This is a genomic window from Lysinibacillus sp. HST-98 (assembly GCF_016757845.1).
In the GTDB taxonomy this organism is placed as follows: domain Bacteria; phylum Bacillota; class Bacilli; order Bacillales_A; family Planococcaceae; genus Lysinibacillus; species Lysinibacillus capsici.
The window spans coordinates 702,643-716,942 of record NZ_JAENHX010000001.1 but is presented as its reverse complement, the minus strand read 5'-3'; the positions used below and the strand labels follow the sequence as shown (position 1 = coordinate 716,942).

Sequence of the window (14,300 nt, the reverse complement as noted above, 5' to 3'; positions counted from 1 at the left end):
CTGTCGTTGTCATTTTTTGCTTCATACATTTTTTTACGCTAAAATAAAGCACTCATATGGATTTTGAACGATTTTGAATCGCTGTAATTAGTATATCATATCCTTCTAGGTGTATTTCCGAGTTCATCAAGAGGAGATTATGATATACTGTTGGTAGTATTTTGACTAGACTAATTGAGGGTGATAAAATGAAAATTTCAACAAAGGGCCGTTACGGGCTTACAATTATGATTGAATTAGCAAAGCATTATGGGGAAGGGCCAATTCCTTTGCGTAAAATTGCGGCGGAAAAGGAACTTTCAGAGGCATATTTAGAGCAATTAGTATCTCCGCTTCGTAATTCAGGCTTAGTAAAAAGTGTACGTGGTGCTTATGGTGGTTATATGCTAGCAAATCCACCTAGCGAAATTTCAGCAGCCCATGTTATTAGTGTGCTAGAAGGGCCGATTCAACCAGTAGAAGGTATTGAAAATGAAGAAGCACCGCAACGTGAATTATGGCTACGTATTCGGGATGCAGTAAAAAATGTGTTAGATACAACAACAATTGAAGATTTAGCACAATATACAGAAGAAAATGTAGTGGAAGGCTATATGTTCTATATTTAAAATAGTTTAAGCTAAAGCGCTATTCCTGCATTCACATCATCTTTTTGGGAGATTGTGAACTATTCACATCCCAATGACTATTTTACGATGAGTGATGTGGGTTTTGTGCTTTTATCTCGATTCAGCAAATGTTTTTGTACTAAAATGAACCACCAAGTATGGAAGATTCCCCTCTCATAGAGGAGTGAAGAATACTTGTATTGATTTTGCAAGCATTAACTGAATCAAGCGAAAGCCTCTGGCGGATGTCACAGAGTTTAAAAAGGAGTTTTTCAACATGAATTCATATATCTATCTCGATCATGCGGCCACATCTCCAATGAATGGCCAAGTAATAGAAGCAATGACAACTGCTATGCAGCAGGTATTTGGCAATGCATCGAGTATTCATAAAGCAGGTCGAGAAGCAAGGAAATATCTAGATGATGCACGTGAGCTATTGGCGAAATCAATTGGTGCGCAAGCAGGGGAAATTATTTTCACAAGTGGTGGCACAGAAGCTGATAATATGGCAATTTTAGGAACTGTCTATGCCCGTGCAAATGAAGGAAAACACATCATTACAACGCAAGTAGAGCATCATGCAGTATTACATACTTGTGAAAAACTTGAACGTGATGGGTTTGAGGTGACCTATTTACCTGTCGATCAAAGAGGGCGTGTCGCGGTTGAGGATGTCCAAAAAGCCCTTCGTGATGATACCATTTTAGTAACAATTATGTATGGAAATAATGAAGTAGGAACGATTCAGCCAATTGCTGAAATTGGCGCGTTATTGCGTGAGCATAGTGCCATATTCCATACAGATGCGGTTCAGGCTTATGGCTTAGAGTACATTGATGTAAATGAATTACAGGTGGATTTATTAAGTGTATCTGCTCATAAAATCAACGGTCCAAAAGGTGTTGGATTCCTTTATCAAAAAGCAGGAACACCGTTAGCAAGTTACGCTCTTGGGGGCGCACAAGAGAAAAAACGTCGTGCAGGTACTGAAAATATACCTGCCATTATAGCTTTTGCGACTGCCGTGCAAGTTGCAAATGAGTTGCGTGAAGAAAAGCGTTCACTATACAATCACTTTAAGCAAATTATGCTTGCTGTTTTTTCACAGGAAATGCTAGCATTCCATGTTAATGGTGATGAAGGGCAGTCATTGCCACATGTTTTAAATATTAGCTTTGAGGGCATGGAAGTAGAATCATTTTTAGTGAATCTTGATATGGCAGGAATCTGTGTATCTAGTGGTTCTGCATGTACCGCTGGGTCGATTGATCCATCACATGTGTTAGTAGCAATGTTTGGACAAAGTGCAGAGGAGCTACGAAATTCCATCCGATTCAGCTTTGGGCAGGGTTTAACGGAAAAGGATATTCAAGATGCAGCAGAAAAAACGGCTCAAATCGTGAAAAAACTAGCTAAAAAATAATTTGCAAGATACTTATGTTATGTTTCGTTAAAGTATTGAAACATAAACTGTAATTAGATAAAAGAAAAGGTGACCACAATGAAAGAAACACGTGACCCCTCTCAAATTCGAGTTGTTGTCGGCATGTCAGGTGGGGTAGATTCATCGGTGGCGGCATACTTGTTAAAACAACAAGGGTATGAAGTAATCGGAATCTTTATGAAAAACTGGGATGATACGGACGAAAACGGTGTTTGTACAGCAACGGAAGATTATGACGATGTGATAAAAGTATGTAATCAAATTGGTATCCCATACTATGCTGTCAATTTCGAGAAACAATATTGGGATAAAGTTTTCACTTACTTTTTAGAAGAATATAAAGCAGGGCGTACACCAAATCCTGATGTTATGTGCAATAAAGAAATTAAATTTAAAGCATTTTTAGAGCATGCCATGAACCTTGGTGCTGATTATTTAGCGACAGGTCACTATGCACGAATTGATCGTAATGGTGATGGTGAAGTTAGAATGTTACGTGGCGTTGATGATAATAAAGATCAAACATACTTTTTAAATCAATTATCGCAAGAGCAATTGGCGCATGTAATGTTCCCAATTGGTGATATAGAGAAAAAAGAAGTACGAAAAATTGCAGAAGAAGCTGGCCTTGCTACGGCAAAGAAAAAAGATTCAACAGGCATTTGCTTTATCGGTGAACGTAATTTCAAGGAGTTCTTGAGTCAATATTTACCAGCACAACCTGGGAAAATGGAAACAATGGATGGCGTTGTAATGGGCCAACACGATGGTTTAATGTACTATACACTTGGTCAACGACACGGGCTTGGTATTGGTGGAGACGGCGAGCCTTGGTTTGTTCTAGGGAAAGATTTAGCACGTAATGTTTTACTTGTCGGACAAGGCTTTGACAATGAATACTCGTATTCAACATCATTAACAGCTGTGAAAATGAACTATACTTCGACAAAAAAATTGCCTGGGAAATTTTCTTGCACAGCAAAATTCCGTTATCGTCAAACCGATACACCAGTAGAAGTTGAAATTTTACCAGATGGGCGTGCACACATTACATTTGCAGAACCTGTACGTGCAATTACACCTGGCCAAGCTGTAGTGCTATACAACGGAGAAGAATGTATGGGTGGCGGAACGATTGATGAAGTCTTTAAAAGTAATGAAAAACTAACATATGTTGGATAAATTGCGTTAAGACTGCTTTTACGGCCTCTTGGCTTCCTAAAAGCAGTCTTTCGCTACATAGAGGTGAAGAACAAATGAACTATAATGAACAGGGCATCCAAGCATTTCAAGAAAAACGTTATGAGGATGCTGCTCAACTATTTACAAAAGCAATTGAGGCAGAGCCTGAAAATGCTATTGGGTATGTAAATTTCGGCAATTTATTAGCCGTATTAGAGGATACTGAGCGTGCAGAACGTTTCTTCCAAAAGGCAATCACTGTGGATGAATCAGCAGCTACAGCCTATTACGGTCTAGCCAATTTATATTACAATGCTGAACGCTATGCCGAGGCTGTGAAGCTATATGAGCAAGCGCTAAAACATCATATTGAAGGTGCCGATGTCTATTATATGATGGGGAAATGCTTTGAACGTATGGATAACTCTAAATTGGCATTACCTTATTTACAACGTGCAGTAGAAATTGCTCCAGAAGATACACAGATTCGTTTAGCCTATGCGATAGTACTATGTGCATTAGAAATGTTTGAGGAAGGGAAGAAGGAACTGGATCTCTTGATTGAACAGGATTGGAATAATGCAGATGCACATTATAATTTAGGCGTACTATATGCCGTGTCCACTGAACAAACAGAAGATGCCATGTATCATTTGAAACAAGCCTTTACCTTACAACCTGAATATGACCAAGCACGTTATATTTACGATATGATTGCTCAACGATTTAACTGATAGATAATAAGCAGCGAGTGAATGTTGATTAACATTCCTGCTGCTTTTTTATTGATTTTATCTAGTAAAACAGAAAAACATCGTTTATTTTTTTATAAATTAAATCCCTTTCTCTTTTAATTCTAGTTCAAACTTGGTAATGTATGTCATGCAGGAAAGGAAAAGGTGACAGAATGAATAAAGTATTTATAGCACTATTACTTGTAACAGCACTCGCTGCAATTGAGGGAACTATTGTTAGTACTGCTATTCCGAGTATTACGGCTGATTTATTAGGTGTAGACTTAATAAGCTGGATTTATTCTGCTTATTTACTAGCTTCAGCCATAGCGGCGATTATTTTTGGTAAATTAGCTGATTTATTTGGCCGTAAACGGATGATTATTACAGGTATCATTATTTTTTTAGTAGGTTCTATGTTATGTGGTTTAGCTCAATCCATGGAGCAATTAATTGTTTTTCGAGCAATTCAAGGTATTGGTGCAGGTTCAATTTTGCCCATCACATTAACAATGGTTGGTGAGTTGTTTAAAACTGAAAAAGAACGTGCCAAAGGACAAAGCTATTTAAGTATGGTATGGGGCGTTTCTGGTGTAGTAGGTCCATTATTTGGCGGCTTTATTGTTGACCAAGTATCTTGGCACTTTATTTTCTTCATTAATGTACCGTTTGGTTTAGCCTCTATTTACTTAATTGCTAAACATTATAAAGAACAACTAGAGGCAGTGAAGCGTAAAATTGACTACTTAGGTGCAGTATTTTTTACAATTGGCATGGTTGCGTTACTGTTTGTTATTATCGAAAACAGTAAAACACAAACTTGGTTATCAGGCCAATCTCTTCTAATATATGGTGTTGCTCTTGTATTCCTAAGTATTTTTATCTGGGTGGAGTTGCGAGCAGAGGAGCCAATTATTCCGTTATCACTGTTTAAAAATGGACGACTAATGGTCATTAATGCATTAACTTTAAGTGGCATGTCTATTGTCATTGGTGTGACCGTTTATATTCCCATATTTGCCCAAAGTGTTTTAGGCAAAAATGCAACGCAGGCTGGTTTATTATTAACACCAATGTCTATTTTTTGGACGGTGAACTCGATTATGGCAGGTTATTTAATCGGTCGTTTAACAAATAAATGTATTATCCAAATGGGTACGATTTTACTTGTTACGGGTACACTATTGTTGGCAAGACTATCTTCAGGTTCTAATGATTTCAGCGTTTATTTCGCATCATCGTTAATAGGGCTAGGGATGGGCTTTATTATGCCGATGTTGATGATTTCCATACAAAAGGTGGCAGATCCAAAGCAACTTGGTATTTCAATTGGTTTGAACTCTTTTACAAATACATTTAGCCAAGCGATTGGTGCAGCGCTATTTGGTATGATTTTCAACCTGGCAACGAGTGAAAAAATGGCTTCATTAGGAAAAGGTGAAATTCAATTAAATGGTGAATTTGCAAAAGGTGGGTTTAATTTAGAAGAAGTAAGCTTTTTAAAGGACACTATTGCGAATGGCGTCAGTTATGTATATATAGCTACCTTTATTTTTGCTATTGGTGCACTTATTTTCTCCTTTTTTGTAGTAACGAAATCCACAAAGAAGGCGCAATAGCAAATAACTAGTAAAATCCACCTCACACTCTGTGGTCAAGCAGCGTGTGAGGTGGTTTTTCATTTGATGACTAAACCATAGAATAAATTTACTTTTTGAATAGAGTGTCATCAATTATTTGATTGCCAGGTAGTTCCGTTAAGTATTTCGCTAAATGTGCGATGGGGGTACTGTCTAGCAATGAAGGCTCGGCTTCATTTTCTTTTAAAATATTGATTTCCTTATTCAGTCGCTCCATTTTTCGATCTAATTCAGCTGCTTGTAGTGCGGCTTCCTTTAATTCATGACGAATATGCTCAGGTACTTCTTTGTTATACTTATAATAAATTTTGTGTTCTAAGCTTGCCCAGAAATCCATTGCAATTGTACGAATTTGGATCTCTGTATAGACCTTTTCCATATGGTCTGACATAAAGATAGGAATTTTAATAATGAGATGTAAGCTTTGGTAGCCATTTTCTTTTGGATTGGCTATATAATCCTTCATCTCAACAACTTCCATGTCATGCTGTGCTTGTAACATGGCACTTACCTTGTAAATATCCTCCACGAAGGAACAGGTGATGCGAGCACCAGCTATATCGCGGATATTTTCACGCACAGCCTCTATTGATGGAGGAAGCTCTTTTTTCATCATCTTCGTTAAAATACTTTTAGGTGATTTTATACGTGTAGATACATGCTCAATTGGATTATATTCATGAATTAACTTAAATTCTTCTTGTAATATATTAATTTTCGTTTCCACTTCCTGTAGAGCAAATTTGTAAGCTAAAAAGAAGCGTGTTAATTCAGTTTGAAATGATTTTAAAGTGTTTACTTCTAGTTCAGTTTTCATCGTTTGTAAATCCTTTCTTTTACGGTTTGTTCGATTTTTAATTTTTGTATAGCTGTGATGGCAATGAGATAGCCGATCATTGGTGAAATTCATAGCCCATAATAGGCATAGGAAAATGACCCACGAACGTGACAAGGTATCTTTTTTCCATGGGACAAAGAATGGATAAATTAACAATAGGAGTGCTAAAACACCTAAAAAAAGCAAAATACTGCCCATGTCAGCCACTAAAAAATAATTTGCTCCACATATGGGACTGGAGCTAAATGATCAAGAAAAATCCATGATGCGATGACAAAAAAAGCGAATAAGAGCAGTGAAAAGTACTTCCAAATCGAATTTTCTACAACTCTCCATAAAATGATGGTGGATGCACAAGCAAACGTAGTGATTTGCCCTGCATCTGGTTGCATTAATAATATACCTTTTATGAGGAACTTGAATCCTATCGTAAATGATAAATGTTTATTTATTGAAAGCTTCCATAAATAAACAATTAATATAGGCAAACTAATACTAGCTATATAAAAATTAAACGGGCCAAAAGTTATCCATTGATGGACACCCTCTATACCATTAAACTAAAAGGGCATAACGAGTAAAACGATTAAAACAGTTGTAATAGAAAGAGGGCTAATATCTAAAAATTTTAGGGTAGTTTTTGTTGACATTCCATAGCAAAAACTAATGCCAACAACCCAGATGAACAAGTTCTGTATCCAAATATGAAAGCCTACGCCATAGGAGATCATGGTGATCATCCCTATTAGAAGAGCAGGGAGCATAAAAAATAAGGAAGGACATATTGAGTATGTAGTTTTGTCATGTAAACCCCCTATGGTTATGCTATACAATATATAACTCACATGACAATGAAAAGGTTTCAGAAATAGGGGCAAGGAAGAATGCAGAAGAGGATTTGAGGTTAAAACAAAGGGAACCATCTGTCCCCATGTTTTAACTAATAATTTCAGCATTTAAGTTATAACGCTTATTAAACTCATCAACGAAAACTTGTAAATCAATATAGGTTCCGATATAAGGCTCTGTTTCTTGATCGCGTAAAAAGCCACAAGTTGCCTTTAACGATTTTGAAAATTCCAGTAACATTTGCTCGTTGTCAAGTTGTACTTGAATTGCAAGAGAATTATCTTTTTTATTCACTTTAAAATATTTACCATCTATAATTCTCTCTAAATTAGTTTCTTGAAATGGAAAAACATAATCTTTATAAATAAGCTTCACAAAATCCCGCCTTTTTTACAATATTCTACTACTTCTGTATAAGGTAAATCGCCACCAAAAATAGAGAGCGCGCTCCCAATGGTTACATGAAGTTTTCCATTGGCTAATTGGTTAAATCTTTCTAAGTCTCCGATTGAACGAACGCCGCCTGCATAAGTAGTTGGGATAGATGTCCAAGCAGCTAAGTCCTGTACCAAGCTTTCCTGCATGCCACCCTTTTTTCCTTCAACATCGACAGCATGTATTAACAGCTCATCACAAAAATCTTCAATATAGGCAATCGACGCAGCATTGACTTCGAAGTGACTAAATGTAGTCCATTTATCGGTCATGACAAACCACTTCCCGTCACGCATCTTACAACTGAGATCGATGACAAGGTGTTCTTTACCAATTAATTGATTTAAACGCTTTAAACGTGCTAAATCGAGCTGACCATCATGAAAAATATAGGATGTGACAATGACATGCGAAGCACCTGCATCAATATACTTTTGAGCATTGTCAGCCGTAATGCCACCACCTATTTGCAAGCCTTGAGGATAGGCTGTCAGAGCGGATAGGGCAGCTTCTTCATTACCAGAGCCTAGCATAATAACGTGTCCACCTGTTAAACGATCTTGGGCAAACATTTGTGCATAGTAGCTAGCGTCATGTTGAGAAATAAAGTTTTCAACAACTGCTTGATTTGTATATCCCAAAGTGCTGCCTACAATTTGCTTTACTTTGCCATCGTGTAAATCGATGCAAGGTCTAAATTCCAATAATTTCACAATCCTTCCGTGCAAATAATTCATATTAATCATAGCATGGAACAGAGGATAAAGGCAGAGAATTGTCATTTGTCAAAATAATGTAAAAATAACGAAGCGAATCTATTTTTGTCTGCGATATTTTCATGTGGCTATGGTAAAATAAAAAGATTGAAAACTATAAGAAAGGACGGACCGAACATGACAGATCATTTAGATTTATTTGAACTCAATAAATTTTTTATACTCGGACGTCCGATCGTCTCTATCTTTCATAATGCGCAAAATATGTATTCGATTGTACGTGTGAAAATTCAAGAGACGAATTTGCAATATGAAGATAAAGAAATTATTGTTGTTGGTTATTTTCCCCCACTACAAATGGACGAACAATATCGATTTACTGGTATTTTAAAACAACATCCTAAATACGGTGCTCAATTTCAAATTGAGACATTTACGAAAGAAGTGCCTGCAACTGAGCAAGGAATTATTCATTATTTATCTAGTGACCTCTTCGTAGGGGTCGGGAAAAAAACAGCTGAAACGATTGTTGAAAAACTAGGTGCGAATGCACTCCGTGTTATTTTAGAAGATCCTAATGCCCTCGATGCTGTTCCGCGCCTATCTGCTGAAAAAAAAGAAGTCATTCACCGCACCATTGAGCAAAACTTAGGTTTAGAGCGGATCATGATTCAATTGAATGAGTGGGGATTTGGTCCACAGCTTGGCATGAAAATTTATCAAACCTATCGAACAGAAGCCATTGAATTACTGACAGAAAATCCATACCGCTTAATTGAAGATGTGGAAGGAGTGGGTTTCTTTCGAGCTGATGAGCTAGGTGCAAAATTAGGTATAACTGGTAAACATCCTGATCGTGTCAAAGCAGCGATTTTACATATTTTAAATACAGCAGCTTTATCAGATGGACATGTCTATCTAGATGCAGAACATGTTTTACCGCTCGTTAAGGAAATGCTTGAACAAAGCCAACGACAGGAGATACCATTCGAAGATATTTCTCAAGCCTGCATCGGACTCCGTGAAGAAGGCAAAATTTGTGGGGAAGAGACAAGGTTATATTTACCGTCACTGTATTTTTCAGAGGTAGGGATTGCATCGAAAATCTTATCGCTTATCGAACGGAATAATAAGGCTGAACATTTTAGTAAAGATGAAATTCGAAAAGCCATTGGAGAAACAGAGGAGCTACTTAATGTTACCTATGCAGAAACACAAGCGAATGCCATTGAGCAGGCTTTAAATTCAGCCGTTATGATATTAACGGGTGGTCCTGGTACGGGGAAAACCACTGTTGTACGGGGAGTCGTAGAAGTGTATGCAAAGCTTCATGGCCTATCCTTAAATCCAAAAGAGTATGCTCGAAAAGAGGAGCCTTTTCCGATTATTCTTTGTGCGCCGACTGGACGTGCTGCTAAACGATTAGCCGAATCAACAGAGCTGCCTGCGATGACCATTCATCGACTGCTCGGTTTTACAGGGCAAGAAAAAGAGGAAGAAACAGAGCGTGAAGTGACAGGTAAGCTGATTATCGTGGATGAAATGTCCATGGTTGATACATGGCTTGCCCATCAATTATTAAAAGCTTTACATGAAGATGTTCAAGTTGTCTTTGTAGGAGATCAGGATCAGCTTCCACCAGTAGGTCCAGGACAGGTGTTAAAAGATTTATTAGCATCCAAGCAGCTACCAACCGTCGAGCTAACAGATGTTTACCGACAAGCAGAAGGCTCAACGATTATTGAACTTGCCCATCAAATAAAAAAAGGAACGATTCCAAAAGAGTTAACAGCTAAAACCTCTGATCGTTCGTTTATTAAGGCTTCAGCCGATCAAGTTGCCAACGTTGTAACACAGGTTGTCAAAAGTGCTGTCGCAAAAGGTCAGGAAATCCGTAATATCCAAGTGTTGGCACCCATGTATAAAGGACCAGCTGGGATAGATAATTTAAATAAAATGATTCAAGAGCTTATTAATCCAAACGATACTGGAACACGAAAAGAGCTAGTCTTTGGGGATGTAACCTATCGGATAAAGGATAAAGTTCTTCAGCTTGTCAATCAACCAGAAAGCAATGTCTTTAATGGAGATATGGGTGAGGTCATTAGTATTATTAAGGCGAAAGAGACGGTCGAAAAACAAGATTTATTGATCGTATCCTTTGATGGCATTGAAGTGACCTATCAACGAAGCGATCTCAATCAATTGACACTAGCTTATTGTTGCTCCATCCATAAATCACAGGGCTCTGAGTTTCAAACGGTCATTATGCCAGTGGTTAGAGGGTATTCCAAAATGTTACGGCGTAATCTTTTATACACAGGTATTACACGTGCTAAAAACTTTTTGATTTTATGTGGTGAACCAGATGTACTTGCAGATGGTTTACAACGTACAGATGACCTACAGCGTTTCACCTCTTTACGTGCAAGACTTAACCCAATGGAAATTGAGGAAGAACTTGTGGAAGTCGAGGCAGTGTCAGTTGAAAATGAAGGGATGCAGGAGCCTGTTTCCATTGAACAAAAGCTAACAGTAGAAACAGCCCCTTACATTCATCCAATGATTGGTATGAATGATGTCTCTCCTTATGATTTTTTGGATGACTAAAATAAATATACCCGATTAGACTGTCTAATCGGGTTTTTCTAATTGATGTATCGTCACCTAATATTTGGACATTTCATATACTAGATAAGTACAAAAACATAGGGAATGTATAGGGGTGACAGCATGCCGATAATGACAGGGCAGCAGTATATTGAACGAATTGATGCTTTAAAAACGTATATTTCGATAGATGGGAAAATCGTGACAGGGAAGGTGTCAGAACATCCTGCCTTTAAAGGAATTATTCAGAGTCAAGCGAAACTTTTTGATTTACAACATCAAGAGGCACTTCTTGAAAAAATGACCTATGAATCGCCAACTAGCAAACAGAAAGTTGGCATGTCCTTTCTTCAAGTATTGACGCCAGAAGATCTTGTGAAAAGGCGCCATGCGGCAAGAGAGTGGGCATTATCTTCACAAGGCTTTATGGGGAGAAGCCCTGATTATATGAATACAACATTAATGGCCCTTGCATCAGCGTCAGACTTTTTAAAAGAGAAGCCAAATTGTTTCCCAGAGCACTTGCTAAAGTTCTATGAGTATGCTCGCGAGAATGATATTACGATGACACATACCTTTATCGAACCACAGGTAAATCGCAAACGCTATTACTATGAGGATGAAGAAGTAACCATTGCTGCTAAAATCATTGGGAAGACAAGTGAGGGCTTAGTCATTAAAGGGGCAAGATTACTAGCAACACAGGGTGGCATAACAGATGAGCTTCTTGTTTTATCGACAAATGGCTATGATGAAGGAAAAGGTTTCGGTTTTTCTATTCCAAGTAATACTAAAGGCTTAAAGTTTTTATGTCGGCAATCGTTTGTAGGGGGAGATTCTACCTTTGATTATCCGTTAAGTGCTCGTTTTGAAGAAATGGATGCAATCGTTGTGTTTGATGATGTAGTTGTCCCATGGGAACGTGTTTTTTACTATGAAAATATAGAAGTGGCCAATCAATTTATGAATGTCAGTGGCTTCCAAGCTTACACATTACATCAAGTGTTATCTCGCCAAATTGCCAAGACCGAATTTGTACTTGGGGTTGTGCAATCGATAGTGGACACTATTAACATCGGAGACTATCAACATGTACAACAAAAAGTGGTGGATGTGATTGTGCCATTAGAAACGATGAAAGCACTGTTAATCAAATCAGAAGTGGATGCACAAAGAGATAATTTTGGCTTTATTCGACCTGACCTTGCAACCCTCCAAGTAGCTATTCAAATTTTCCCGAAAGTATATCCAACTTTTACGGAAATTATCCAGCAACTAGGAGCAAGTGGCTTGATGTCTATACCGACTGAACATGCATTTTCAGTAGATGATGGTGATCTTGAACATTATTTGCAATCATTCAAAGACAAAGGAGAAGAGCGAGTAAAGAAATTCCGTTTAGCTTGGGATTTAACGATGAGTAGTTTTGGCACAAGACAGACATTGTACGAACGCTTTTTCTTTGGTGATCCTGTACGTTTATCTAGCTTGCTCTATCAATCTTATCAACGAGAGCATTTAGTGCAAAGAGTAGAAGACTTTCTGAAAAATGATTGATAGAAAGTTTGACAGTTGTGAAACTATCCGTTATCATTTACAGGAATAAAAAAATAAGACTCCCTTCGTTAGGTGAGGCTCCTATGCTGGAGATACGCTACTACCCAAAAATGTCGAGAGACGCCAATGGGTCAACAGAAATCATCGAAATAAGGTGTTTTTTAACGTAGCTGGACATATTCCTATGCCGCATAGTGCTAAAACTCAACGTTTGAAGGTAACAAGCATGCAATGTATTTTATTGCTATTTTTTGATATGTGTATTCAACACGCCTTCATTCGTAGAAGGCGTGTTTTTGTTATGGAAGGAAGGTGATGAGAAATGGATAGTAGTCCTGAACCGAATAAGTATCATTTAGGCAAACGGAAACATATAAAAAGTCATCGATTTCTGATCACCGATGCAGACAAAAGGTGATAAGGATGACCTTTTGTTTCCCTCAATAACAAACATGAGGTGAAATGCAATGATTAAAATCCACTATTATAATAGCAGCAGCAAGACAGTCCAACATGATTTCAATATGATTGATTTACAACTCCCTATTCATAACGAAGATTTATTATGGGTAGATTTATATGCCTATAGTTATAATGAATTGAATAATATAGCAGATGTATTTGGCTTTCATCCACTAGCAGTTGAAGATTGCTTACATGAAGGCTCACGTCCAAAAATGGATAGTTATGGTGATTATAAATTTTTTGTGCTCCATGCACCAATCTATAATGAGAAAAGTAACAATGAAATTACAACAGTTGAGTTAAATATTTTTATGGGACCAAACTATATTGTGACTGTGCATAAACAAAAGTTGCAATGGCTAGGGAAAATGGAGAATGTTTGTGTCAATAGCCCAAGATATTTAGAAAAGGGTACTGATTTTTTATTGCATACTATTATTGACGGTATTACAGACGAATACTTCCCAGTATTAGAACGAATTCGCGCACGTATAGATGAACTAGAAGAAGAAATTTATGATTATCAACCAAAAGTGGTGACAGAGGAATTTCTTGCATTGAAGCGGACAATTATTTTAATTCGTCAGGCCATTATGCCACAAAGAAGAATTTTTTCTACAATCAATGGTCAGTGGAAATTTGACATTCAAGAAGAAAATATTCCATTCTATAAAGATTTGAATGACCATCTAGAACGTATTGTCGACTCCACAGAGACATATCGCGATTTAGTGAACAGCACGCTTGATACGTATTTTTCAATTATCAGTGGGAAATCCATTGAAAAGCTGAATTTATTAACGGTCATTTCGACAATTATGTTACCACTATCAGTAATTACTAGTTTTTTTGGAATGAATGTACCTTTACCTTATCAAGATACCCCTTATACAACGATTGCAATTAGCGCCTTCTTAGTTATTTTTACATGGGGTATGTGGATATATTTCAAAAAAATGATTGCTTAGTTAGTGTTAGTCATACTAGTACTAATTGACAGCGCAATAGATTTTTTTTATAATTTTCGATAGAAAAAGTAAAAACGATGATGGAAAAAGTACGTATTTGTGTGTGCACAAGAAAGGGATTTCTAGGCTGAAAAAATCCTCACAACAGCAAATGCCGAAAGCTACTCCAGAGTGCAGCTAATCCCTGCCGTTCACTGACGTTACAAGTGCTAAAGAGGTAAGTAAGATTTTTACTTACAACTAGGGTGGTA

General features: G+C 37.4%; 11 protein-coding genes, 1 riboswitch and 1 other annotated feature (1 of these 13 running past the window's edge). Of the genes, 8 read left to right on the top strand and 3 right to left on the bottom strand.

The window, feature by feature from the left end; all coding sequences use genetic code 11:
• Positions 1-188 precede the first annotated feature (188 nt).
• The 5 genes from cymR (at position 189) to JIN86_RS03600 (ending at position 5,590) form a co-directional block, all read left to right on the top strand.
• Positions 189-608, top strand: a complete 420-nt coding sequence (gene cymR / locus JIN86_RS03620) for a cysteine metabolism transcriptional regulator CymR (RefSeq protein WP_004226809.1) — start codon at positions 189-191, stop codon at positions 606-608.
• Positions 609-885: 277 nt separating this feature from the next.
• On the top strand, positions 886-2,034 hold the full coding sequence (locus JIN86_RS03615; RefSeq protein WP_202341279.1) for a cysteine desulfurase family protein: 1,149 nt from the start codon (positions 886-888) through the stop codon (positions 2,032-2,034).
• Between the two features lie 78 nt (positions 2,035-2,112).
• Positions 2,113-3,237, top strand: coding sequence for a tRNA 2-thiouridine(34) synthase MnmA (mnmA, locus tag JIN86_RS03610; RefSeq protein ID WP_004226816.1), 1,125 nt, complete (start codon positions 2,113-2,115; stop codon positions 3,235-3,237).
• A gap of 74 nt (positions 3,238-3,311) precedes the next feature.
• Positions 3,312-3,971: a tetratricopeptide repeat protein gene (locus JIN86_RS03605; RefSeq protein ID WP_004226819.1), complete on the top strand. Its 660-nt coding sequence runs from the start codon at positions 3,312-3,314 to the stop codon at positions 3,969-3,971.
• Between the two features lie 173 nt (positions 3,972-4,144).
• Positions 4,145-5,590, top strand: coding sequence for an MDR family MFS transporter (locus JIN86_RS03600; RefSeq protein ID WP_202341278.1), 1,446 nt, complete (start codon positions 4,145-4,147; stop codon positions 5,588-5,590).
• Positions 5,591-5,678: 88 nt separating this feature from the next.
• On the opposite strand, the gene JIN86_RS03595 is transcribed toward JIN86_RS03600, so the two are convergent.
• The 3 genes from JIN86_RS03595 to hisA all read right to left on the bottom strand — a co-directional run bounded on the left by JIN86_RS03595 (position 5,679) and on the right by hisA (position 8,437).
• Complete coding sequence (locus JIN86_RS03595; RefSeq protein WP_202341277.1) at positions 5,679-6,428, bottom strand: GTP pyrophosphokinase; 750 nt, start codon at positions 6,426-6,428, stop codon at positions 5,679-5,681.
• A gap of 957 nt (positions 6,429-7,385) precedes the next feature.
• Complete coding sequence (locus tag JIN86_RS03590) at positions 7,386-7,673, bottom strand: hypothetical protein (RefSeq protein WP_202341276.1); 288 nt, start codon at positions 7,671-7,673, stop codon at positions 7,386-7,388.
• Entirely contained in the window at positions 7,670-8,437 is a 768-nt protein-coding gene (gene hisA, locus JIN86_RS03585) for a phosphoribosylformimino-5-aminoimidazole carboxamide ribotide isomerase (protein WP_202341275.1), read from the bottom strand. Before hisA ends, JIN86_RS03590 begins: the two co-directional genes overlap by 4 nt.
• Before the next feature lie 189 nt (positions 8,438-8,626).
• On the opposite strand from hisA, the gene recD2 reads away from it, so the two are divergent.
• From recD2 to corA, 3 genes are all read left to right on the top strand, one after another.
• Positions 8,627-11,059, top strand: a complete 2,433-nt coding sequence (recD2, locus tag JIN86_RS03580) for an SF1B family DNA helicase RecD2 (protein WP_202341274.1) — start codon at positions 8,627-8,629, stop codon at positions 11,057-11,059.
• Between the two features lie 123 nt (positions 11,060-11,182).
• Positions 11,183-12,616, top strand: coding sequence for a 4-hydroxyphenylacetate 3-monooxygenase, oxygenase component (hpaB, locus tag JIN86_RS03575; RefSeq protein ID WP_004226827.1), 1,434 nt, complete (start codon positions 11,183-11,185; stop codon positions 12,614-12,616).
• A 57-nt stretch (positions 12,617-12,673) separates the two neighbouring features.
• A riboswitch (M-box (ykoK) riboswitch) is annotated at positions 12,674-12,839 on the top strand.
• A 244-nt stretch (positions 12,840-13,083) separates the two neighbouring features.
• A complete protein-coding gene (gene corA, locus JIN86_RS03570; protein ID WP_004226828.1) occupies positions 13,084-14,049 on the top strand; it encodes a magnesium/cobalt transporter CorA in 966 nt (321 codons plus the stop codon).
• Positions 14,050-14,117: 68 nt separating this feature from the next.
• Positions 14,118-14,300 (top strand) — a binding site (T-box leader); it runs 33 nt beyond the window's last position.

Bases quoted from the DNA above. Each gene is read 5' to 3' on its own strand.
- recD2 (WP_202341274.1), top strand. From the start codon at position 8,627: ATGACAGATCATTTAGATTTATTTGAACTCAATAAATTTTTTATACTC.
- JIN86_RS03605 (WP_004226819.1), top strand. From the start codon at position 3,312: ATGAACTATAATGAACAGGGCATCCAAGCATTTCAAGAAAAACGTTAT.
- mnmA (WP_004226816.1), top strand. From the start codon at position 2,113: ATGAAAGAAACACGTGACCCCTCTCAAATTCGAGTTGTTGTCGGCATG.
- JIN86_RS03615 (WP_202341279.1), top strand. From the start codon at position 886: ATGAATTCATATATCTATCTCGATCATGCGGCCACATCTCCAATGAAT.
- corA (WP_004226828.1), top strand. From the start codon at position 13,084: ATGATTAAAATCCACTATTATAATAGCAGCAGCAAGACAGTCCAACAT.
- cymR (WP_004226809.1), top strand. From the start codon at position 189: ATGAAAATTTCAACAAAGGGCCGTTACGGGCTTACAATTATGATTGAA.
- JIN86_RS03600 (WP_202341278.1), top strand. From the start codon at position 4,145: ATGAATAAAGTATTTATAGCACTATTACTTGTAACAGCACTCGCTGCA.
- hpaB (WP_004226827.1), top strand. From the start codon at position 11,183: ATGCCGATAATGACAGGGCAGCAGTATATTGAACGAATTGATGCTTTA.
- JIN86_RS03595 (WP_202341277.1), bottom strand. From the start codon at position 6,428: ATGAAAACTGAACTAGAAGTAAACACTTTAAAATCATTTCAAACTGAA.